The organism is Youngiibacter multivorans (assembly GCF_017873395.1).
In the GTDB taxonomy this organism is placed as follows: domain Bacteria; phylum Bacillota; class Clostridia; order Clostridiales; family Clostridiaceae; genus Youngiibacter; species Youngiibacter multivorans.
The window spans coordinates 152,224-175,464 of record NZ_JAGGKC010000002.1 but is presented as its reverse complement, the minus strand read 5'-3'; the positions used below and the strand labels follow the sequence as shown (position 1 = coordinate 175,464).

Here is a 23,241-nt window from a genome sequence, read left to right as displayed (position 1 = left end):
AATGTCAATAGCAAAATAGGAGGAAACTGGCTCTGAAGCGCTGTAGTCTGGTTTATGACTTCCTTAGATAGACAGCTGTTTCACCTACAAGGATTTCAATAAGGACGAAAAAAATCGCCTGGTCATCCAGGAAGCTTATGTCTCCGGATCGTGAAATCCTGGGAAGTACAATGGTTGACGTCACATTATTCTTCAAATTGCTCTGTGGGGTCATGGTTATTAGTACTACGTTGCATCCAGATTGCTTCATCTGTTTGCATACATCCTTGTACATCGATGCCGCTGAGATGGAAAAAACTACCACAAGGTCATCCTTGCTTAGGATGTTAGAATAATCAACCATGACAGGGTAATCAACTATTGACTGCGACGATATGCCAATCTTCCCGAGCCTCAGCGATAGCTGCTTTGCAGAAAGACCTGTTCTGTTGAAACCAAGGATGACAATTCTTTTCGATGTGCAAATGCTTTTCACAAGCGCCTTTGTTTCGTCAATATCAAGTTCAGCATTCAGCCTGTTGAGATATTGGACATACTTGTCGGTGATATGCCCTATCCTATCACTGATGTCAGCAGGATTTTCGCTGTTCTGAGTAGAACTTGATTCGCCTGATAGTATATATCTTGACAGGTCATACTTAAACTCACTGAAGCCTTGGTAGCCGATTTTCTGGCAGAATCGCATTATTGCGGTGTTGGATGTCTTTGTGCTCTTTGCAAGGCTGGAAAGGTTCTGGCGCACTACTTCGACAGGGTTTTCCAAAATATATTCAGAAATCAAACTATCCGACTTTGTAGGCTTCTGTATTGATTTGATTAATTCAAGGGGATTCTCCATTTTCTTCATCCTCTCACATTTCTGTAACGCATAGCAGAATTCACAGACAATACATCACGTATATTATATATCCTATCATACATTCTGAATCTTTGGATGTCCTGATGATGTGAAAAAATCATGATATGCCTCGAAAAGCATTGGGACAGAGTGGGAATGGATGAATTGGAATATATTGGCATCAAATAACGGAAAATTATCCATTAAACTATTGCAAAAAATTCCGGTCGATGATATAACTGAGTAAAGGATTCCAATGCAGGTATTGATAGAAGATTAACTATTCTTCTAAAGATAGTCTGAACACCATTAGAATCTCCGGCCAGATATCTGAAAAAATCCGAATCGCTGAAACCTTTGGTCATCGGTCCGGTAAATGGTTCATACCTTGCTTTCCGGATTGAATAGTTCCGGTTCAGATAAGATTCAAGCTGTAAAATTTGCTGTTGCTACACAACAATATGAACGCACTGTATTTACTTCAGAAGAAGAATGGAGAGGAAATCAATAATGAAAAAATTGACCGCATTCATAGAAGAAAATTTGTTGCCATTCGCAGTGAAAATATCAAACAACATTTATCTGAAAGCAATAACAAGAGGGTTCTCTGAACTGCTCCCCGTACTTATCATAGGCGCTTTGTTTACGCTTATCGGAAGCTTTAACATTCCGGCATACCAGCAATTTGTGACCTCTACTGGTCTTAAGACGATATTCATGCTCATACCTGCCGTTTCTACCAACATGTTCGCAGTGTACACCTCATTTGCAATCGCCAGAGCCCTTGCAGATGAGAAGGGTTATACGAAGGAATCAGTAACAGTCGGAATACTGACACTGTTGGTGTTTCTACTCATGATCCCTCTGGTGATTATGAAAAACGATTCAGGTGCTTCTTCATTGGTTCTGCCTACCACCTACCTCGGAGCTCCCGGCCTTTTCAGCGCAATGATTCTCGGACTTGTAGTACCTTCGATATATGGAATATTCATAAGCAGGAATATCGGCATCAAGATGCCTGAAAGCGTACCTCCTATGATATCCAGGTCGTTTTCAGCGATTGTACCTGCCTTCTGCATTGGCTTTCTTTTTGCAGTAGTAAGGTTCCTTTTCTCAATAACCAAGTACGGGGATTTCAACTCGTTCATATATGGACTACTAAAGTCTCCGCTCATGAAGTTGGGTGCCAGCCCTATGACCTTCTTTGTTCTAATATTTTTGAGCAGCACGCTTTGGTTCTTCGGAATACATGGAGGAATGGTTGTAGGTCCATTCATAACAATACTCTACGCACAGTCCGGCCTGGAGAACCTTGCGGCATTTGCGGCAGGAACTGCACTTCCTAACATAATCTCCCCGTCGGTGTGGCTGACATACGCATCGCTTGGTGGTGTAGGAGGGAGCATAGGATTAGCACTTTGCCTGGCATTTGTAGCCAGAAGCAAAAGGTACAGAACCCTTGGGAAGCTTTCATTGCCAGGTGTACTCTGCAGCATCAATGAGCCGATAACCTTCGGCCTGCCATATGTGCTCAATACCATAACCTTGATTCCGATGATACTCGTGCCTATTGCTACCTTCGGACTCTCATATGCGCTTACTGTTGCAGGGATACTTCCAAGGCTTAATGGGATGGCAATACCACTTGGCACCCCTGTAATAATGTCAGGATTCCTATCTGGTGGCTGGAAGGTGGCACTCTGGCAGATAGTGCTTGTAGGTGTGCAATTCATAATCTACCTTCCTTTCTTCAAAGTTCTTGATGCAGAAGCGCTGAAGGCGGAGAGCGTTGAAATGGAAGAGGAAGCTGAGGTAACAGTATAGGCTGGAATAATAACCGAAGCAAAACCAAGGAGGAAACATGAACAAGAAAAACATCGTGCTCTTCGTAGCCGACCAGATGAGAAGTGATTCACTGGCGCATATGGGGAACACGGCATCAATAACTCCAAACCTTGACAAGCTTGCGAAAGAGGGGATTTCCTTCGAGAACGCATATTGTCAGAATCCTGTATGTGTCCCATCAAGGTGCAGCTTCCTTACAGGCCTTTACCCTCATACCACTGGTCACAGAACAATGCATTTCTTGCAGCGCGAGGATGAGGAGAACATCCTGAGGAAGATGAAACAGAACGGATATGAGGTCATATGGATAGGCAGGAATGATGTCCTGCCATCTGGAATGCCAAAAACAGAGTACTGCGATGAATTCTATAACGGGCTGGACCAGTTGAACAGGGTGAATCCCGAAGGTTTGAGTGAGAGCTCCTTCTTCAAGCAGTCAGGGGACTACATGAAAGGTTTCACAAGACCGGAATTCATGAAGGATGTTTCACCATATTCATTCTATCTCGGAAGACAGGATTCTGAGCTTGCCGAACAGGGGTTTGACTACAACTGTATTCAGAGCGCCCTTGACTACATTGACAGAAGGACAAAGGAGGGAAGCGAGAAGCCTTTCCTGCTTTATATATCGCTGATCTATCCGCATCCGCCGTATGTATGCAGTGATCCGTGGTACAGCATGATTGACAGGACGAAGTTGCCAGAAAAACGTCCAGATGTAGAAAAGCTGAAGGACAAGCCGGGTATGCTCTATGGAATTAGGGAGAAACAAGAGCTCAAGAGCTGGACAGATCAGAAGTACGACGAGCTGAGAGCCACATACCTTGCCATGGTTTCGCAATTTGACGAGCACTACGGCATTATAAGCGACAAACTGAAGGCTTCAGGACTTTATGATGAAACGAGCATCTTTGTGTTCAGTGACCACGGAGATTACACAGGAGACTATGGAATAGTCGAGAAGGTGCAGAACTGTTTTGAAGACCCAATATCGAACATCCCACTGATTGTGAAACCATCAGCAAGCTACAATGTAAAATCCAGGATATCACCGGCATTGGTAGAGCTTCTTGACCTGCCTGCAACGATTTCTGAAATAGCGGGTATAGACCTTGGATATACGCAATTCGGGAAGTCGCTTATTCATACCTTCAATGGTGATGACGAACACAAGGACGCTGTATTCTGCGAGGGTGGAAGGCTGCATGGTGAGGTGCAGGCGATGGAAGGCGGGCACGGACCCAAGTCGCATTACTGGCCCAGGCTTAGCACCCAATGCGAGGAGGGTCCGCAGCACACGAAGGCATGCATGATACGAATGGGTAACCTGAAGTACACATACCGGCTTTATGAGAAGGATGAACTTTATGACCTTGACAAAGACCCTATGGAGCTAAGAAATGCCATAGATGACCCTGCATATTCTGAAAGGCTCACTGAAATGAAGGCACGTCTACTACAATACTACATGGAGACAGGTGACTTCGTTCCGGTGAAGAGGGACGCAAGGTAAGGAACTGAAAGATAAGAGTGAAATTGGCCGCCATAGGATGATTACTTGGCGGCCATGAAAATTCGATTGGAGATACCATGAGATCAATAAACGTACTTTTGAAGCCTGCTTCCTCAGCCTGTAACATGGATTGCAAATACTGTTTCTACAAAAGCGTATCTGCTTCGAGGGAAACGCCTTTCACCGGGATGATGTCATATGAAACGCTGGAATGCGTTGTAAGGAAGGTGCTGGATGCGGCTGAATCGGCATGTGGCTTCGCATTCCAGGGTGGGGAACCAACGCTAGCCGGACTTGACTACTACAGACATTTCATCGAACTTGTGAAGAGATACAATACCAGGAACATCAGGGTCTCATGCTCTATCCAGACCAATGGTTACGTGATTGACAAGGAGTGGGCAGAGTTTTTCTACAAAAATAGCTTTTTGGTTGGATTATCTATAGATGGTTGCAGTGAGGTGCACAACCAAAACAGGATTGACAATTTCGGGAAACCGACATTTAATGCTGTCATGAAGGCTGCAAGATTTCTTAAGGAATATAGAGTCGACTTCAACATTCTGAGCGTTGTGACAGGCCCCTCAGCAAGGCATGTTACGAAGAACTACGAGTTTCTTAAAAGACAGGGATTCAGGCATCTTCAGTTCATACCTTACCTGGAACCGCAAGGAAGTGAAAAAGGAAGTTCAAATGACAACCTCTCTCCACTCAATTACTCGATTTTCTTGTCAAATCTTTTTGACCTCTGGTACAGGGATCTGATAAGAGATGATTATGTTAGCATAAGATACTTTGAGAACCTGGTCGGTATGATAAAGGGGCATTCACCCGAATCATGCAGTATGTCTGGAGCATGCACCTGCCAGTATGTGATCGAGGGTGATGGAGAAGTCTACCCATGCGATTTCTATGTGCTTGACAGTCATAGGCTTGGAAACATATGCACGGATTCTCTAAAGGAGATGTTTGAATCTGGAAATTGCCAGACATTCATAACAAGCTCTGCGATTGTCCCTGATAAATGCAGGAGCTGTAGGTTCCATTTACTCTGCAGAAACGGCTGCAGGCGGGATCGGGTTCATCAGGATGGGGATGCGCCTCTGAATTATTATTGCGATGCCAACAAGGAGTTCTTCGCAAGAACCTACGATAGGCTTCTCGAGATTTCAGGAAGGCTCATATGACATCACCTTAAGTTCTATTTAAGAGAATCATAAAGACCACGTGTATAAGAATTCATATTCTTTCACACGTGGTCTGTTTATGTTCTGATGGAATTTATTCGATTGAAGGAGTGCCAGTTTGCTTAACTAGCCAAGCAGCTCCAGTATATCGTTCTCTATTGAAAGCGGTTCTACTGTAGGGGCATATCTTCTTATCACGCGGCCATCCTTGTCAACCAGGAACTTGGTGAAATTCCATTTGACTGATTCTCCAAGAAGTCCCTTAGTCTCGCTTTTAAGGTATTTGAAAAGTTCATGGGTATCGTCGCCGTTGACATCTACCTTTGCAAACATGGGGAAGGATACTCCATAGTTGATTTCGCAGAAGTTCTTTATGTCCTTCTCATCACCCGGTTCCTGGCTCTTGAACTGGTTGCATGGGAAACCGAGTATGACTAGTCCTTTATCCTCATGCTTTGTATAGAGCTTTTCAAGACCCTCATACTGCGGTGTGAATCCGCATTTGCTTGCTGTATTGACTATAAGCATTACCTTTCCCTTGTACTGTGAAAGGTCCTGGTTAACTCCGTCTATGTCTATTGCGCTGAAATCATGTACGTTCATTCTTGCACCTCTTGCTTAATTTTTATCTTAATAACAATATAACCAAGAAAAACAATTTTGTCAAATTGAATTTTATACAAATTAAAAAAATATCTTATTTTGTGGTATATTTAGATTAACAAAATCTATCGAATCTGGAGGCCTGGTATGAGGATACTTATTGTCTACGATTCAGTCTATGGAAATACTGAGAAGATTGCATTTGCTCTGCGTGAAGCTGTTGCCGGACATGATGAGAGACTGATGAGGGCATCAGAGCTCAATCTTCATGACCTCGAAGGGGCTGATCTTGTATTTTTCGGGACGCCCACCCATGGAGGCAGATATACAGAAGAGTTCAAGGAGCTTCTGGAAAGGCTTCCTGAGGGATCGCTTTCAGGACTCGATGCTGCGGTATTTGACACAAGCATGCCTGAAGAAGGGCAGGGCTTCATAACCAAAAAAGTTGTAAAATTCTTCGGACATGCTTCACCGAAGCTTGCAGAAGCGCTTGAGAAGAAGGGTGCCAGGATCCTGGCAGGGGAGACCTTCATGGTTCAAGGAAAGGAAGGACCTGTCCTCCCTGGGGAGACAGAAAGGGCAAAGGCCTGGGCTGAGGAGATTGTCAGCAAGCTTTAGGAGAAGTACCTAAATCAGCACATTTTTACGTTAAAGCTGAAATAATGGAATAAGCATTGAAAGAAGGCAATCGCACGATTGCCTTCTTTCAGTCCATCAGATATCCCTTTGCCTTGAGCTCATTTACTATTGCATCAAGGTCCTCTTCACTGTCTGCCTCGATCAGGTGGTAGTGGTCATCATGGGTTAGGTTCTTTAATGGGGAACTTTTTCCTGAAGCAATGTCGTCCATGAGCTTCTTTGCGTCCTTCCTGGACTTTATGGAGAGCTCGGCTGATATGCTTCCGTATACCTTATGTTCAACCCTCACGTCCAGGACCCGCCCGCCCAGGTCAACTATGGCATAGAGCTCATCCAGGATGCTGTCGTCATGATGAGCCACATGTATGATCCTCTGATACCTGCCTCCTGCCTGCAGCACATAACCCGTGCTTGTCGCGATGATTTCATGGTTTGTCGCGCGAAGCAGAGCCATATCCTGAACAATGACCTGGCGGCTGACATCGAGGAGCTTTGCCAGCTGCGAGCCTGAAAGGGGTTCGCTGCTAGACTTCAGATGCTCGATGATACTTTTTCTTCTATCTTCTCCATTCATTTTAATGGTATCCTTTCAAGGTTCTTTAGTGATAAGTCAAGTATAGACGAAGAATAGGTGAGAGCGCCAGAGGAAATGAAATCTACGCCAAGATTAATGAGATTCGGTATGTTTTCCTCTGTGAGGTTTCCGGAGCTTTCGATCAGTGCCCGGCCATTGACAATCCCGACTGCCTTTTTCATGTCCTCGGGGCTCATGTTGTCAAGCATGATGATGTCTGCTCCGGCTTCAAGTGCTTCTGCAAGCATTTCGAAATTTTCGACCTCTACCTCTATCCTGTGGACAAAGGATGCATACTCCCTGGCCATTTCCACAGCATTCTTCACTCCGCCAGCAGCTGCGATGTGGTTATCCTTGAGCATTACACCGTCTGAAAGGCTGAACCTATGGTTGTAGCCTCCTCCGACCTTCACGGCATATTTCTCGAAAATCCTGTTGTTGGGAGTGGTCTTTCTGGTGTCAAGAAGCTTAATTTTGCTTCCCTTCAGAAGGTCAGCGATCTTCCTGGTATGTGTTGCTATGCCGCTCATCCTCTGAAGGTAATTGAGAGCTGTCCTTTCGCCGGAAAGTATGACCCGGATGTCTCCCTCTACTTCTCCCAATGTCTGACCTTTGCTGACCTTGTCACCGTCATTTACAGTAAATTTGCATCTTGTGGTGCCGTCCAGAAGAGCGAATACCCTTTCAAAAACCTTGAGGCCTGCGATTATCCCGTCCTGCTTGCAGATTAGGGAGGCTTTTCCCCGCGTATATCTTTTTATCACTGAATTGGTCGAAATGTCTTCGGAGGGTATGTCCTCCTTTAGTGCTGCAAGAATAAGGTCATCAATGTTCTTCTGCATTTTCCTCTTCCTTTCGTATCTCCTCTAGTATCATCCTTTTGTCATCCTCTGCCATCCTGTTCTTTTCAGGATATTTAGGCTCAGGAAAATCAGGGTGGTCTGTCATTTTCCAGTTTTTTTCGATGTCAAGTGCTGCCCTCTTGCTGAATACCAGGCTTTCAAGCAGTGAGTTGCTGGCAAGGCGGTTTCTGCCATGAACACCGTTGCAGCTAGTCTCTCCGACAGCGTAGAGATTAGCCATGGAGGTCCTGGAATCAAGGTTTACCTCAAGCCCGCCCATGAAGTAGTGCTGGGCCGGGACCACGGGAATGCACTCCCTGGTAATGTCGAAGCCCTCCTTCAGGCAATGCTCGTATATGTTCGGGAACCTTTCCCTGATATCTGCCTTGACATGGTCCTTCAGGCAAAGCCTCACATATGGCATGTCATCCTTCTCCATCTGCTCGAGTATCTTCTTTGTCACCACATCCCTTGGCTGAAGTTCGTCAGTGAACCGTTCACCGCTCTTGTTTAAAAGTACCGCACCTTCACCTCTGACAGATTCTGAGATGAGGAATGCCCTGCCAGGCTTGTCAGTGTAGAGGGCGGTAGGGTGTATCTGTATGTAGTCTATGTCCTTGACGACTATCCCATGCTTTAGAGCGATAGCCACGGCATCTCCTGTCAGATGAGGATAATTGGTGGACTTCTTGAATAGGCCTCCTATGCCTCCGGTAGCCAGGATAGTGACCTGCGCATAAATGTTCCTGAGTATCTGGTCTGATGTCCTCGCTACTATGCCGTAGCACCTGCCATCCTTTGCCAGTATGTCAACAAGTGTAGTGTCCTCAAGTATCTCAACATTCTTAAGTCCAAGCACTTTTTCAAGCAGAGTGCTGTTGATCTCCCTTCCTGTCGTATCCTTGCAGTGCAGTATCCTTGCCCTGCTGTGAGCGCCTTCCCTTGTATAGGAATATATACCATCTTCCTTGTCAAATTCGACTCCAAGCCTCACAAGGTCGTCAATAACCTCCCTGGAACCCCTTATCATGACATCAACAGCTTCCCGGCTGTTCTCGTAGTGACCTGCCTTCAGTGTATCCTCCATGAAGATGTCGTGATCCTCGTCATCCAGCTGGACGCAGATTCCACCCTGGGCAAGGTTAGAATCGCTCTGGTCCATTTTGCCTTTTGTTATGATAAGTATCTTCCTGTCCCTTGAGAGGTTGAGTGCCGCAAAGAGACCTGATACTCCAGTGCCTACAATTATGACATCATACTCCTTCATTTTTCTTCCTGTCTGCAAGCTTCAGCATAAGTTCAAGGGGCTGAAGGCCTTTCTTCATGAGTGCTTCATCCATGTGAAGCTCGTTATCAAGCGTTTCAAGCGCGTGAAGCAACTTTTCCAGAGTGTTCAGCTTCATGTCAGGACAAATTTGGCTTCCTGATACTGCATGGAACCTTTTACCCTTGCCTACTTTTTCAAGCGCATGGAATATTCCTGTTTCTGTGCATATGAGAAAGTCCTCGGCATCTGTCTTTTCGACATATTTGATGATATCCGAGGTGCTTCCAACGAAGTCAGATAGTTCAAGTATCTCCTCCCTGCATTCAGGATGGGAAGCTACCTTTGCTTTTGGCAACTCCGCCTTTTTCTTCAGCAGGTCATCCTTCTTTATCGAAGTATGGACGTGGCAGTAACCGTCGTTGAATATGAAGTTTTTCTCAGGGACAAGCCTTGAAATGTATCTTCCGAGGTTCTGGTCCGGTATGAAGTATATGTTCTTCTGAGGAAGAGCACTGACAACTGACAATGCATTGGAGGAGGTAACACAGACATCTGAGTGGGCCTTGATTTCCGCAGTCGAATTGATGTAGCATACCACTGCCAGGTCCTCATGATTTCTTCTTGCTGCCTCGATGCCTTCCACTGTAGCCATATGAGCCATCGGGCAGTCAGCCTTCAGGTCAGGCATTATTACCTTCTTGTCTGGATTCAGCATCTTGGCGCTTTCTCCCATGAAATTGACTCCGCAGAATACGATCACGCTTTCCTTAGCCTCGGATGCCACTTTGCTCAGATAATAAGAGTCTCCGACAAAGTCGGCGACCTCCTGCACATCTCCCGGCACATAGTAATGGGCGAGGATTACAGCATCCTTCTCAGCCTTTAGCTTAAGTATCTTTTCCCTTATTTCCATCGTTTGAGTTCTCCTTTTCGACATTGTTATGACAATAGATTAAGACTTTGGTATACAGCTGTCAATACAGGTGTAAAGACATAAGAAATAATTAATATTCAGACGAGGAACATGTTAGGTTAATAAAGTGTTTACCCTTTGTTTCTTAAGGAGCGAAAGCTTTATGAGATGATGAAAGAAGGGGTGATTATCATGAGGTTCATTGAATTTGGGGATATTGAAAATCCAGGTCTCCTTCTCATACACGGTGCAGGCACTTCCTGGAATCTGAAGTTCGCTCCGGTTATTGAAGAACTGTCGAAAAATTACAGGCTGATTATACCTGTTCTTGACGGGCATGACCCTGAAATTAAGTCTGAATTCCTTTCACTAGAAGAAGAAGCGGTAAAGATTGAGGAGTACGTCATGCTGAACCATAGTGGCAATGTTCAATTTGCTCATGGAGGCTCGATGGGAGGAAACATCCTTATCGTAATCCTTGCAAGAGGAAGGATCAGGGTCGGGAAGGCCGTGCTGGAATCTCCTTATTGCGTTCCTATGGGCATATTTGCGCAAGTGACCTCAAGGATGCTGGCTCTGCAGATTGCGGCGATGAAGAAGGGTGGGGCAGGGGTTCCTCTTATGAAGAAGATTACTGGAATAAGGGATTCAACATCTAAGGTTCTTTTTGACGGGATCACAGGAAGGAGCATGAGAAGAAGCATACTGGAATGTCACAGGTTCCAGATACCGCCGAGGCTTCTCATGACGAATACAGAGGTCATTTTCTGGCAGGGCAGCGAGGAGCCATTTGCATTTAAATCTGCAAAGAACCTGAGGAGGTATCTGCCGGACATGAAGATAAGGGTTTTCGAGGCTTCGGGTCATGGGCAGCTTATGGATACTCAGCCGGAAAAGTGGCTTTCGGAGCTGAAAAAGGAATTCAAAGGATGACAGTATTATGATTGTCAATCCAAAGACATCATACAAAATGCAAACATCCTTGAACCACTCATGACTGAAGTCACGAGTTTGCACAAGCTATTTCATCAAATTAACGCCAGCTTCATTTCAAAAATTGCTGGTTTGGTGTAAAGTTAATATAGGGACATTAAAGAACACTATCGGGAGGGGTCGCGATGACAGAATCACTTCTAAAGAACTGCGAGCTATTTGTAACCAACAGGGACATACTTAAAGTAAACTTCAAATGGGACAGTTCACAGATGCATCCACTATGTGCATCCCTTTGCGCCGAGAGGGACATTGAGGCTGACCCTGAAAAGATAAGGGCATGCAAGGAAATAATAAAGGAGAATACGGGTCTCTTATCCGAATTCAAGGGGACAGTGCTTCTGGCTTTAGCCACGATACTATCCTTTGAAACAGATCCTGAGGGTAAGTTCCATCAGGTAACTGAAAGTTATGCAGCTCTCAGAAAAGAATTCCATTCTTCTCCGTACCTTCCTCTTTCGGCATTCATGATTGCGGATATGGCGGACAGCTTCAACTATGAGGGCATAGTTGACAAGGCGAAACGGATATACAAGAAGATGAAGGAGAAGCATCCGTTCCTTACTTCCAGTGAGGACGCTGGTTTTGCAGTGCTGTTTGCCCTGTCAGATATTGAAGAGGATGAAGCTATCAGAAGGGCTGAGGAATGCTATTCCCTGCTCAAGGGCAGATTCTTCTCCAGTGATTCAGTTCAGGCACTGAGCCATGCTCTGGCTATGGGTGCTGACACATCTGAGGAAAAGGTCGCAAGGACACTTGAGATATACGAAAAGCTGAAGGAAAAGGGCTGCAAATACGGAACAGGTCCTGAGCTTGCAACTCTAGGTATGCTCTCCTTGTCCGGAAGCGATATTGATACGATAGTAGAAGACGTGGCGGCTCTTGACCAGCATCTCACAACAGTCAAGGGTTTTGGTACCTTCGGCACAGGAAAGGCCCAGAGGTTAATGTATGCAAGCTTCCTTACAGCCAATGGTTACAAGAAGAGCGGCCTATCGAGTGCTATAAAGGCATCGCTTGTAAACAGCGTCACAAGCCTTATCATAGCTGAGCAGGTGGCTGTCATAGCCATCATCGCAGCAACCTCGGCATCATCAAGCACAAGCAGCTGAACATACGCAGCTGAAATAAGAGACTGCATATGCAGCTGAGGGCTGTAATGTCATTACCACTTCAATTTAAATCAAAAGATGCAGCTAATGGGAGCAGAAAGCTTCCATTAGCTGCATCTTTCTTTATTCTGGGATATCTTTTCTTTCAACAGTTGTTATAGCTGCAATCCTGTCACTTATTGGCGGATGGGAGTAGGTCATCATTACTACAAGCGGGTGAGGCGTTAGGTTTGAGAAATTTTCCTTCGCAAGAACCTTGAGAGCCTTTGTCATTGGCTCTTTGCCACAGCTTTCCGCCGAGAACCTGTCAGCCTTGTATTCAGCTTTCCTGGAGATTGCCGATAGCGGGACCCCAAGGATTATGCCGAGAGGTTCCATTAGGATTCCGAAAAGTATTATGGCAAAACCCAGATGGACATCAGAAAATCCGAAGGCCATGGAAAAGTCGCCTGAAGACAGGAAGAAGGTAAGTAGGGCGAGGAAGACAGCAGTCTGCAAAGCTGAAAGAATAAAATTCTTCAAAACATCCTTGTGCTTCGCATGTCCAATCTCATGGGCCAGGACCGCCACGGTCTCATCTGCACTGAGCTTCCCGATGAGAGTGTCAAACAGGACTATCTGCTTGAACCTGCCAAAACCTGAGAAGAATGCGTTTAGCCTTGAGGACCTCTTCGAAGCATCCATGACGCTTATCCCTTTAATACCATAGCCTGTCTTCCTGGCCAGAGCTTCTATCTTTTCCTTGAGTTCCCCATCTGGAAGAGGAGTCAGCTTGTTGAAAAGCCGGATGAACACCCTGGTATAGAGTAGGTTTATGATTAGCGAGAGGGCCATGAAGAGCAGCCAGGAATAGAGTATGAACTCATTTCCCATACCCAGGTACATGGAAAGCAGAAGATAACCTAGAGGGCCGCCAATCACTATTGCAAGGGTAAGTGACTTAATCTGGTCAAGGATGAATGTCCTGACAGTAGATTTGTTGAAGCCATACCGCTCTTCAATGCTGAAGGTCTGGTATACCCTGAATCCGATTCCGATAATGTAGCTGACTGTCATATATATGCCAAAGAAGGCAAGTGTCTGAAGCTTCAGGTCTGAGGTTACAGAGGACGCGATATTTGCAATGTATGGGAAGAAGCCTGACAGGAGGAATGCTATAAGGACAGAGGTATCGATGACTCGTGCTATCATCGACAGCCTGTGGCTCTCCATGGTGTAGTCAAGCCACTTCCTGTATTCCTCCTTGTCATATACATCACTTACATTCTCTGGTATTGGCTTGAGCCTGTTCCTGTAGTTAAGGGCTGAAAGAGTCACTTCCAATAAAAAGATCAATAGTATGATTGCAATAGTTATTTGTTGCATGTTGCCTCCTAATGCTGGAATGTCCGTTGAATGGTTATTTCCATAGTAGCACCAATTAAGAGGGCAAGTCGAATGGATTGTTCTTTTCACACCACCTGGAATTGTGTCTGACAACTAACACCGCACCTTAAAAGTCGGGTAGAATAAAGGTGTGTCTGGTATCATTTCTTCGGAGGGAGGTCATTGCTATGGATAATCTTGGAAATATGAATGCTGCCATGAGGTATCTGGAGGAAAATCTTGCAGGTACGATAGATTTTGAAAGGATGGCAAGAATAGCCGGGTGTTCCGAATATCACTTCAGAAGGATGTTCTCATTCCTTTCAGAAACATCACTTGGTGAATACATACGGAAAAGGCGGCTGACCATGGCTGCATCGATGCTAAGGACCAGCGAGGTGAAGATCATCGATATAGCAGTGGAGCTTGGATACGAGTCTCCTGATGCATTTTCGAGAGCCTTCCAGAACATGCATGGAGTTACTCCAACTCAGGCGAGGAGAGGGGACATGCCCTTGAAGGCATTCTCAGCCATGACCTTCCAGCTCAAAATACAAGGAGGAACAGAAATGGACTATCGGATCGTTGAAAAGGAAGACTTCAATATTATCGGAATCAAGAAGAGGATACCCCTTGTCTACGAAGGTGTTAACAGAGGGATGGACTCCATGTGGGCAAGTCTCACCATGGAAGACATCATGGAGCTGAAGAGGCTGTCTGATGTGGAGCCTAAGGGAATAGTCCTGGCTTCAGCCAACTTCTCTGATGACAGGGCAGAAGGGTCAGAGCTTGACCAGTATATCGGAGTAGCCGCGACCAATACATCAGCTGACAAATGGACTGTGCTCCCCGTAAAGGCTTCAACCTGGGCGGTATTCACTGCAATTGGAGATTTTCCTTCTGCACTTCAGGAGGTCTGGGGTAAGATATATGCAGAATGGTTTCCTGGCTCAGGTTACGAGGTTTCTGAAGGACCTGAAATCCTGTGGAACGAAAGTCCTGACACAAGCAGGAAGGACTACAGGAGCGAAATATGGATACCGGTAAAGAAGGTTAGGTAACTCCATCTAATGGCATGAGATTACAAAGGAACAGCAGTATGGATAATGAGAATTGCGATCTGATTCATCCAAATGGTGTGAAAGAAAAGAAGATAGAAGTAATAGACAGATTTACCATAAAATACCATGCAAGCGACAAAACCATCTGGTCAAAAGGTAAAATGGTGAATAATCAGCCTGAAGACTACTGGGAATGGTACAGACCGGATGGGACCATAAAAAGATCAGGATATTTTGAGAATGGAAATCCTATCTGTGAGTGGATAACCTACGACAGTGAAGGGAAGAGGTACAAGACCACTGAAAGGGGGTCCAAAGGATAGTCCTCTACATTAATGTTACATTCATAGAATGGTCCGGCTTCTGTTTTTCATGTCCCGGATTTAAAATCTCACTAAAAGATGAGATAATCTTATAATGGTACATGATGCGTTGTCGGATGAAATTGAAACGAAAGAGCTGAACAAAAGGTAACTGTTGAAATCATTTATACGCTTTTAAGGTAGTTCCCTTAATACAGTACATAAATTTCAGGAGGATTGAATGACTAAGCAGATGACGGTGACAGAACTGAAGAAGAGACTTAAGGGTATGGAGCAACCTGAACTTATAGACCTCATTTCAGGCCTTTACAAGGCAAATGGAATGGTAAAGGAAATCCTGAACAGCCGGTTCTCAGGTGAAGGATATCAGGCTGAGGTGCTCGAAGCTTACAAACAGAAATTAATGAGTGAATTTTTTCCGAAAAATATGAGGAAGATGCCTTCATTGAAGGCTGCAAAATCCTATGTGTCTGATTTCAAGAAGATCGGGCCTGACGAAATGGTCATGGACCTGACACTATACTATGTGGAATGCGGAACTGAATTCACCAATACCTTTGGAGATATGGATGCTAAGTTCTATCAAGACATGGTAAGAATGTTTGAGGAGTTTGCACACCAGCTTAATGTTAATGGCACGAAAGAAAACTATGAGACCTTGAAGAAGAGGATAAGGAAGCTTGTTCACAATGCTTCAGGAATTGGCTGGGGTTACAGTGAAGCTATCTTTGAGATCTATGCTGATATATATAAATATGATGAAGACGAAGAAGACTGATAATCAGCGTCAGAAAACTAGTTGGGAATTGGACAATTGAATCTGCACGATTTTCAAGGAATGTATTGCAGGATATGAACTGAAGCTCGATAAGGCAACAGCCTTTCGAGCTTTTTCAATGTTGAAAAAAGTAATAATAGCATCCCATAGTAAGGAAATTTGACGGTGAACCGCTTATATTCATTGGTGGTATATGTTAATATTAAATGAGATTTGTGAGAATATTATAACTGCTTACTTTTGGTGATATCCGATAGCTTTTCTGATTAATGGCGGAGGTGAAGGGATTGACTGATACTGCAAGAATGCCGGCCAGCCTGAACTGCATAACCGGTGGAGATGACCACTTGTATGGCCGGCTCAGGGAGTCGATCTCGAAGGCGTCCAAGATAAGCATCATCGTATCTTTCCTCATGGAGTCAGGAGTTAGGATGATCTCTGACGACCTTGCTGAAGCTGCGAAGCGAGGTGCAAGGATCAGAATCCTCTGCGGTAACTACCTGAACATAACGCAGCCGCAGGCTCTGTACTTGCTTAAGGGCACTTTGGGCGACGGGGTGGACCTGAGGTTCTATGATGTTGAGAGGAAGTCCTTCCATCCAAAGGCATACATCTTTGAAAGCGATGGCTTGGGTGAGATTTTCGTGGGCTCGTCGAACATCTCAAGGACTGCCCTTACTGATGGGATTGAGTGGAACTACAGGTTTGATTCAATTCATGAACCTGATGACTTCACCCATTTCAAGGAGACCTTCGAGGACCTGTTCCTTAACCGGTCCCGCATCATAGATGATAACGAGATGAAGAGATACTCCAGGCAGTGGAAGAGACCGAAGGTCTATGAGGACATTGAAAGGCTTGGGGATGAGACCGATGTACCTGAGAATGTCATAGTCGAATTCCCGAGCCCTGTAGGGGCACAGATTGAAGCGCTGTATGAGCTGAAGAGGTCAAGGAGTGAAGGCTGGGACAAAGGGCTCGTGGTTGCGGCTACTGGCCTTGGTAAAACCTACCTTGCCGCCTTCGATTCAAGGGAGTTCAGGAAGATACTTTTCGTGGCACACAGGGAAGAGATCCTATCCCAGTCTGAGAGGACCTTCAGGAATGCGAGACCTGATGTCAAAACCGGATTCTTCAAGGGTGATACGAAGGACATGGACTCCGATGTCCTTTTCGCTTCGGTACAGACTTTAGGCAGGAAAGAATATCTTACAGGCAGAAGCTTCAGTGAGACCGAGTTTGACTATATCGTCATTGATGAGTTCCATCATGCTGTTTCTGAAAACTACCAGAATATCATCGGATACTTCAAGCCGAAATTTCTTCTCGGCCTAACAGCCACGCCTGAAAGGCTAGATAACCAGGATGTCTTCGCACTTTGCGACTATAACGTGATCTATGAAGCAAGGCTGAAGGAAGCCATCAACAAGGGATGGCTTTCACCGTTCAGATACTACGGGATCTTCGATGAGACTGACTATTCTGGTATCAGCTGCAGGCAGGGCAAATATGACGAAAAGCAGCTTGAGGAAGCCCTCAGCATAAACAAGAGAGCTGGGCTTGTCCTTGAAAATTACGGAAGATACAGAAGCAGCAGGGCTCTTGGCTTCTGTGCAGGGAGAAAGCATGCAGTCTACATGGCAGAATATTTTTCAAGGAATGGGATAAAGGCATGTGCAGTAGTAAGCGGAGATGCAGCATCAGCGCATGCCATGGAGAGAAGCGAGGCCATACGAAAGTTCAGGAAGGGCGAGGTCAATGTGCTGTTTTCAGTTGACATGTTCAACGAAGGACTGGATGTCCCTGACGTAGACATGGTCATGCTATTGAGGCCTACAGAGTCACCGACTGTTTTCCTTCAGCAGCTTGGCAGAGGCCTCAGAAAAAGCATAGGAAAGAAGTACGTCAATGTCCTTGATTTCATCGGAAACTATAGGAAAGCGAACCTGGTCCCGTTTTTCCTGACAGGAAGCGGACAGGCAGGGGATACAGCACGCAGGAAGCCACTCATACCCGATGAGGAGGATTATCCTGAAGGATGCTTCGTCAACTTCGACTTAAGGCTGATAGACCTCTTCAGAAAGCTTGAAGCAGAGCAGAAGGATGCCTTCGGAAGGATAGTTGACGAGTATTTCAGGATCAAGGAGCAAATTGGCGAACGGCCATCAAGACTCCAGATGTTCACTTATCTCGATGATGCTGTAAGTTCACTTATAAGGTCGAAGAAAGAGCTTAATATCTTCAGGGACTACCTATCCTTCCTGGACAGCGTTGGGGAGGCTGCGGAGTCCGAGAGGTCACTTATTGGGACTAAGGCCCATCTGTTCATCAGGGAAATGGAAAACACAAGCATGTCCAAGCTATACAAGATGCCGGTTCTTCTCGCATTCCATAATGGAGGGAAGGTCAGGGCGAAAATCACTGATGATGATATTTATGAGAGCTTCAGGGAGTTCTACACGCATGGAGCAAACAGAGTGGATATGCTGAGGGACAAGGGTACAGCTGGATACATGGATTGGGGCAGAAAGGAATATGTAGATCTTGCAAGAAAGAATCCGCTCCAATTCCTTCAGAAGACATCGCCTGAGTTCTTTAATACCTGTGAGGATGGATTCTGCCTCAACCAGGAACTATGGCAATATCTTGATGATGAGGAATTCACCAGGCAATTTGGTGACGTAATAAGCTTCAAAACAAGAAAATTCTATAAGGAGAGGCTGGAAAAGCTGGAGAAACAATACGGAGGAGATTAGGAACATGACAGTAAGGATAATTAGATATGATAAGCTGGTTAGAGACAGGATCCCGGAGATTATCGAAGCTGATGGGAAGACAGCTGAAATAGAAATACTGAGAGATTCTGAATACAGAAGGTGCCTCAACGAGAAGCTTGGGGAAGAGCTAAAAGAATACCTTGAGAGTGGAAATATTGAGGAGCTTGCTGACATACTTGAGGTAATATACGCACTGGTGGACCTTAATGGAACGAGCAGAGAAGAATTCGAAATGCTGAGAGCAGAAAAGGAAGCTGACAGAGGAGGTTTCAAAAAGAGGCTTTTCCTGAAGGAAGTCAGGATTGAGAGCAAGTAAAAATCATACAATTCATACATAAAGCCAAAAAGTTAAAAGGTATTTTCACGATTCAATGAATGTTCACATATTCGTCGCTATTCTGATACTGCAATGGTGTACCATTAGACTATACGAGGAGGCGATTAAATGAAAAAGCCAATCTATAAGAAATGGTGGTTCTGGCTGATTATTGGCGGAATGCTGGTAGATTCGATATCTCTATACTGCCTGCTGAACTGGAAAAAGAAACAGGATGCGGAAAAAACTGATGCAGAGAAAACAGAAGAAGATAATCCGGATGAAGAGAAGTGCTGCAAAGGATTATTTTCCTGCAGATCATAGAAGTGATTGCCATTCCAATGCGGAATGGCTCTTTTTATAATATAATTTGTGGTGTAGCATAAAGGCGTACATATGTATTTCGATTCTAAGGAGAGTGACAATATGAGGACAGGCAAGGTTATCGATGCAATGATAGGTTATTATTCTGGTGACGCGAGGAGAATAAACCATTTCCTTAAGGTTTACGGCTTCTCAAAGGCCATTGGTGAGATGGAAGGGCTGGATGACAGGACACAGGAGATTCTTGAGATTACTGCAGCAACTCATGATATTGGAATCAAGCTTAGCGAGGAGAAATACGGGAATTGCTCAGGCTCGCATCAGCAGGTCGAAGGGCCTCCTGAAGCAAGGAAGCTCCTTGAGGGACTTGGCTACGAGGATGAGGTAATCGATAGAGTATGCTTCATAATCTCAAGGCACCATACCTATAAGGACATCCAGGGCATTGACTATCAGATACTCGTCGAGGCTGATTTCCTTGTCAATGCTTTCGAGGACACTCTGCCAGAAACAGCAGTCAGGAGCTTCAGGGACAAGGTGTTCAGGACTGAGACCGGGAAGAGGTTCCTTGAAAGGCTCTACGGAATTATCGACTGAGGCTAGGGTAATTCGGTCATTATCCTGATTGGCAGTTTGAAGTTAATATTATTCATAAAAACTGCAATTATTAGTGATTATAGCTGTTTTCATAAGTGAATTCGTACTGTTGCAGACTATAATAATTTTAGAATGAAACGGTACTGGATAATAGAAGGGATTTGGTATACAGTATATGTGAATGTAAATATGAGAAACGTATATTATTAATATTAAACGTGATTCATATTAAAATCATCACTGAAGATCAATTGACACAAGGCAGCTGAGGGGTGGTATCGAGATACGAAGAGTATAGGCTAAAGCAATTGAACATAGTCTTTATAAGATACAAAGGATTACTTCCGTCATTTACTGGCGGCAATGATGTCTCTCGCACAATTGTTATGCATAATATTGGAGGCATGTAATGGAAAGTGACCTGATCAATGGAAAGCTCAAGGCAGAACCTTCTGAACTGAAGGGGACATCAATACTTTTAATGCTGACCTCGCTGCTTGCACTCTTAGCTGCACTTGCCGGCATTTTTTCAAGTGAAGTATATCGCGAACTGATTACTACAAAAGCCATAACGGAGTACCTGATCCTTGGGTCAGTAGTCCAGGATATCATAACGGTACCGGTGTCCATTGCCTTATTCATCTTATCCTTCCTATACATCCGCGTTGGTGACAGAAGGGTTCTCACAGCCATGGCAGGTCTTGTTTCATACATATTTTATGGCTATGCACTTTATTCGATACAAGGACAGTATACAAGGCTGTACCTTGTTTATCTTGTGATATTCGGAGCCTCTGCCTATGGACTTATGTTCATTGTGCCAAGGCTGATCCATAGGTCCAGCCGCACTGAAGTTCCAAGAGGACTCAGGCGAGGGATAGCAGGTTTCCTTCTGCTTATTCTCGCTGTTCTTGCACCGGTATGGATAATGAGGATGCAGCCGGACATTGCAAACAGAGCACCTGGCGAGCTGTATGGAGTATTCGTCCTCGATCTTGCTGTTGTATTTCCGGCATTTGGAATAATTGCGTTGAACCTACTCAGAAACAACGCTGCCTTTGACCTGCTGACTGCCGCAGCCCTTGTCAAGGTCTTTACCCTGTGCCTTTCTGTAGGACTCGGTGAATTCATAAAGCCTTTCTTCGGGTTTCCGCAGGACATGGCCATGACTGCAATATTCATAACGCTTACTGCAGTTTCAGCGATACTTTCAGTGCTGATTTTCAGGAAGATTAAGGCTGACTGAGTATATTTGATCGTTCAAAAAAGAGAAGTGTGCCAGGTAACCTTGGCACGCTTCTCTTTTTTTGTTCATTCAGGCATCAAGGTGCCTGACATTATGCTTTTTCCTCAGGCTTGACTGTCGTATGAAATAGATGGCAAACGGGGCTGCTGCAACTGAAAGTATTGATGCCCATAATGCTTTTGCCGGACTTGGGCGGTGACTGATCGCTTCTCCAGACTTTATGATCTCAAGCGTTTCTGCATGAATGTCCGGCTCTCCGCCATGCTCAAGGCATGCCCTGCTGTAGGTACCTGTTATTCTAAGCGTGTCGCCCTTGTGGCTGTAGTCACCGAAGTATCCAATCCTATCTGCTGTCAGCTTGTCCATCCATACGCCGATGGCGTTCGTTCCATCGTTGACGTTTACCCAGGTGCCTTCTGACCTTTCCATTTTCTCACCAATCGCTTCGGCGGTTATCGTAACTTTTTCACCATCCAGGGAAATCGCATTCTCAATCAGGTCATTTATTGAATATGAGACTGCTGCATCAGCTGATGTGGATGGGAAAAGAAGAATCAGGCTGAATATGACCGCGCGGATGTATTTTTCCATAATCTCTTCAATCCTCCTCCCATATAGCCGATGAGTGCGAATACCGACAGGAATTCAAGCCTTCCCAGGTACATGGCAACGATATAGTATACCTTCATTGCTGCAGGCATGGCCGGAGTCGTTATGCCAATTGAAAGTCCGACATTTCCGGTAACTGAGGCTGCTTCAAATGCAGAATGTGACAATGGATAGCCGTAGTAGGTTCCAAGCAGCGTGCCGGCTCCGAACATCACGATGTAAAGCAGGATGACCAGTGCTGATGATTTTACAAGGCTGTCGTCAAGGACTTGTTCCTTTATGTGGTGGAACTTGTTAACCTTGACTATCCTCTCAGATGTCAGAAGCTTCCGTACATCTATCATAATTCCCTTGAAGACAACGCCTACCCTCAGTCCCTTGAAGCCGCCTGCTGTTGAGCATGCCGAGCCTCCTATGAGCATTACCACTATCATGATGAGTATGGCGAAGTCACCCCATTCAAGTGCGAACTGTCTTGCATATACTGAGCCGAACCCAGTTGTAGTATGGGCTGAAAGGACGTTGAACACAACTCGTCTGAATGCTGACACAGCATCAGGATAAACACCAAGCCTTGCAAGTCCGGCGAGTGCCAGGACTGTTGAGGTGAATGCGGTTACGAAGAAGCTCTGTGTTTCGATGTTTTTCACCAGTTCCTTCTTTTTTCCATGCCACATCGCATAATGCAGACCGAAGTTGAAGGAACCTAGTATGAATATCACCATAGCAACAGTCTCATATGTGATGCTGTGGTAGTACATGATGTTCTGAGAATTAGGCGCAAAGCCGCCGGTGCTCCATGATGACTCGAACATGTAGAGGGCGTGGAGAAGCGAAGACAAAGGCCTGAGTCCGATTGCAATTCCTGTTATCCATAGTCCGGCGGTACCGATTGCCAGATATACCATACTTATCTTCCAAATCTGCCGTGCAGTTCCCTTGACGTTCGGAAGCAGCTCAATATCCTTTCCCTCGCCAACATACATCTTGTATGCTCCGCCTGTTTCCCTTACCAGGAATGTTAGAGCTAGAACAACCATACCCTGACCTCCGATGAAGGTCAGTATGTGCCTCCACATGTTCAGCCCGTTTGAGATATGGTCGATGTCAAGTGTAAGCACAAGGCCAGTTGTAGTGAATCCGCTCATGACATCGAACATCGAGTCAAGCAGCGAAGGATTATGACCGCTTAGCCTGTATGGAATGGCACACAGGAATGTAAGAAGGATCCATGACAGTGATGCAATGATGAAGCCATGCTTCCACTGAAGATCCGATTTTCCTGCCTTGACCCTTTTCCCCAGCATTATCATTCCAATTCCTACTATGGAAGAGGTCGAAATACCTATGAGAAAATCAAGCGCAGGTTCCCATTCCCTGAAGAACAGAGACGTCAAAAGGGGGATCACCATCAAAGCAGAAACGCTTGTGACGATGTACCCCGTGTAATAGCTTATTACCTCGGCATTAGATGCCTTTTTCACGGTGTTCATGTTCATTTCATCAGCAATGCTGAAGC

At 45.2% G+C, this 23,241-nt stretch carries 23 protein-coding genes; 14 read left to right on the top strand and 9 right to left on the bottom strand.

The features are described 5' to 3' along the window. Positions 1-52: 52 nt before the first annotated feature. Complete coding sequence (locus J2Z34_RS02435) at positions 53-838, bottom strand: MurR/RpiR family transcriptional regulator (protein ID WP_209458259.1); 786 nt, start codon at positions 836-838, stop codon at positions 53-55. Between the two features lie 510 nt (positions 839-1,348). Between J2Z34_RS02435 and J2Z34_RS02430 the strand changes: the two genes are divergently transcribed. The 3 genes from J2Z34_RS02430 to J2Z34_RS02420 all read left to right on the top strand — a co-directional run bounded on the left by J2Z34_RS02430 (position 1,349) and on the right by J2Z34_RS02420 (position 5,383). Continuing rightward, the gene (locus tag J2Z34_RS02430) at positions 1,349-2,662 is read left to right on the top strand and encodes a PTS sugar transporter subunit IIC (RefSeq protein WP_209458258.1); all 1,314 of its coding nucleotides are present in this window, start codon (positions 1,349-1,351) and stop codon (positions 2,660-2,662) included. A gap of 37 nt (positions 2,663-2,699) precedes the next feature. Then, positions 2,700-4,196, top strand: a complete 1,497-nt coding sequence (locus tag J2Z34_RS02425) for a sulfatase family protein (protein ID WP_209458257.1) — start codon at positions 2,700-2,702, stop codon at positions 4,194-4,196. A 77-nt stretch (positions 4,197-4,273) separates the two neighbouring features. After that, positions 4,274-5,383 carry an anaerobic sulfatase maturase gene (locus tag J2Z34_RS02420; RefSeq protein WP_209458256.1) on the top strand — a complete coding sequence of 370 codons (1,110 nt, stop codon included), beginning with the start codon at positions 4,274-4,276 and terminating at the stop codon, positions 5,381-5,383. 126 nt (positions 5,384-5,509) lie between these two features. Here J2Z34_RS02420 and J2Z34_RS02415 read toward each other — a convergent pair whose 3' ends face one another. Beyond that, on the bottom strand, positions 5,510-5,986 hold the full coding sequence (locus J2Z34_RS02415; RefSeq protein WP_209458255.1) for a glutathione peroxidase: 477 nt from the start codon (positions 5,984-5,986) through the stop codon (positions 5,510-5,512). A 147-nt stretch (positions 5,987-6,133) separates the two neighbouring features. Between J2Z34_RS02415 and J2Z34_RS02410 the strand changes: the two genes are divergently transcribed. After that, a complete protein-coding gene (locus J2Z34_RS02410; RefSeq protein ID WP_209458254.1) occupies positions 6,134-6,604 on the top strand; it encodes a flavodoxin family protein in 471 nt (156 codons plus the stop codon). Between the two features lie 88 nt (positions 6,605-6,692). Here the strand turns inward: J2Z34_RS02410 and J2Z34_RS02405 are convergent, their stop codons facing one another. From J2Z34_RS02405 to nadA, 4 genes are read right to left on the bottom strand one after another with little or no spacing between them, the layout of a single operon-like run. Continuing rightward, entirely contained in the window at positions 6,693-7,199 is a 507-nt protein-coding gene (locus J2Z34_RS02405; protein ID WP_209458253.1) for a transcription repressor NadR, read from the bottom strand. Continuing rightward, positions 7,196-8,041 carry a carboxylating nicotinate-nucleotide diphosphorylase gene (gene nadC / locus J2Z34_RS02400; protein WP_209458252.1) on the bottom strand — a complete coding sequence of 282 codons (846 nt, stop codon included), beginning with the start codon at positions 8,039-8,041 and terminating at the stop codon, positions 7,196-7,198. The genes J2Z34_RS02405 and nadC overlap by 4 nt, the downstream gene beginning before the upstream one ends. After that, positions 8,025-9,308, bottom strand: coding sequence for an L-aspartate oxidase (locus J2Z34_RS02395; RefSeq protein ID WP_209458251.1), 1,284 nt, complete (start codon positions 9,306-9,308; stop codon positions 8,025-8,027). The genes nadC and J2Z34_RS02395 overlap by 17 nt, the downstream gene beginning before the upstream one ends. Next, positions 9,295-10,221 (bottom strand): quinolinate synthase NadA, encoded by a 927-nt coding sequence (gene nadA, locus J2Z34_RS02390; protein WP_209458250.1) that lies wholly within the window; start codon positions 10,219-10,221, stop codon positions 9,295-9,297. The genes J2Z34_RS02395 and nadA overlap by 14 nt, the downstream gene beginning before the upstream one ends. 192 nt (positions 10,222-10,413) lie before the next feature. Between nadA and J2Z34_RS02385 the strand changes: the two genes are divergently transcribed. Both J2Z34_RS02385 and J2Z34_RS02380 read left to right on the top strand, forming a co-directional pair. Continuing rightward, positions 10,414-11,154 (top strand): alpha/beta fold hydrolase, encoded by a 741-nt coding sequence (locus J2Z34_RS02385; protein ID WP_209458249.1) that lies wholly within the window; start codon positions 10,414-10,416, stop codon positions 11,152-11,154. Positions 11,155-11,339: 185 nt separating this feature from the next. Next, positions 11,340-12,326 carry a DUF4003 family protein gene (locus J2Z34_RS02380; protein WP_209458248.1) on the top strand — a complete coding sequence of 329 codons (987 nt, stop codon included), beginning with the start codon at positions 11,340-11,342 and terminating at the stop codon, positions 12,324-12,326. Positions 12,327-12,449: 123 nt separating this feature from the next. Here J2Z34_RS02380 and J2Z34_RS02375 read toward each other — a convergent pair whose 3' ends face one another. After that, positions 12,450-13,691 (bottom strand): M48 family metallopeptidase, encoded by a 1,242-nt coding sequence (locus tag J2Z34_RS02375; protein WP_209458247.1) that lies wholly within the window; start codon positions 13,689-13,691, stop codon positions 12,450-12,452. Positions 13,692-13,879: 188 nt separating this feature from the next. Between J2Z34_RS02375 and J2Z34_RS02370 the strand changes: the two genes are divergently transcribed. The 8 genes from J2Z34_RS02370 (at position 13,880) to J2Z34_RS02335 (ending at position 21,113) form a co-directional block, all read left to right on the top strand. Next, positions 13,880-14,752 (top strand): AraC family transcriptional regulator, encoded by an 873-nt coding sequence (locus tag J2Z34_RS02370; RefSeq protein WP_209458246.1) that lies wholly within the window; start codon positions 13,880-13,882, stop codon positions 14,750-14,752. A 38-nt stretch (positions 14,753-14,790) separates the two neighbouring features. Further along, complete coding sequence (locus J2Z34_RS02365) at positions 14,791-15,075, top strand: toxin-antitoxin system YwqK family antitoxin (RefSeq protein ID WP_209458245.1); 285 nt, start codon at positions 14,791-14,793, stop codon at positions 15,073-15,075. 220 nt (positions 15,076-15,295) lie between these two features. Next, positions 15,296-15,853 (top strand): DUF6155 family protein, encoded by a 558-nt coding sequence (locus J2Z34_RS02360; RefSeq protein ID WP_209458244.1) that lies wholly within the window; start codon positions 15,296-15,298, stop codon positions 15,851-15,853. Between the two features lie 269 nt (positions 15,854-16,122). Continuing rightward, a complete protein-coding gene (locus J2Z34_RS02355; protein WP_209458243.1) occupies positions 16,123-18,609 on the top strand; it encodes a DEAD/DEAH box helicase family protein in 2,487 nt (828 codons plus the stop codon). A 4-nt stretch (positions 18,610-18,613) separates the two neighbouring features. Next, positions 18,614-18,946: a nucleoside triphosphate pyrophosphohydrolase gene (locus J2Z34_RS02350; protein WP_209458242.1), complete on the top strand. Its 333-nt coding sequence runs from the start codon at positions 18,614-18,616 to the stop codon at positions 18,944-18,946. Positions 18,947-19,075: 129 nt separating this feature from the next. Continuing rightward, positions 19,076-19,270, top strand: coding sequence for a hypothetical protein (locus J2Z34_RS02345; RefSeq protein WP_209458241.1), 195 nt, complete (start codon positions 19,076-19,078; stop codon positions 19,268-19,270). Positions 19,271-19,372: 102 nt separating this feature from the next. Beyond that, a complete protein-coding gene (locus tag J2Z34_RS02340) occupies positions 19,373-19,867 on the top strand; it encodes an HD domain-containing protein (protein WP_209458240.1) in 495 nt (164 codons plus the stop codon). Between the two features lie 409 nt (positions 19,868-20,276). Then, positions 20,277-21,113 (top strand): hypothetical protein, encoded by an 837-nt coding sequence (locus J2Z34_RS02335; RefSeq protein ID WP_209458239.1) that lies wholly within the window; start codon positions 20,277-20,279, stop codon positions 21,111-21,113. A 69-nt stretch (positions 21,114-21,182) separates the two neighbouring features. On the opposite strand, the gene J2Z34_RS02330 is transcribed toward J2Z34_RS02335, so the two are convergent. Both J2Z34_RS02330 and J2Z34_RS02325 read right to left on the bottom strand, forming a co-directional pair. Further along, a complete protein-coding gene (locus J2Z34_RS02330; RefSeq protein WP_209458238.1) occupies positions 21,183-21,704 on the bottom strand; it encodes a hypothetical protein in 522 nt (173 codons plus the stop codon). Beyond that, complete coding sequence (locus J2Z34_RS02325) at positions 21,668-23,215, bottom strand: TrkH family potassium uptake protein (protein WP_209458237.1); 1,548 nt, start codon at positions 23,213-23,215, stop codon at positions 21,668-21,670. The genes J2Z34_RS02330 and J2Z34_RS02325 overlap by 37 nt, the downstream gene beginning before the upstream one ends. Between the last annotated feature and the right edge of the window lie 26 nt (positions 23,216-23,241).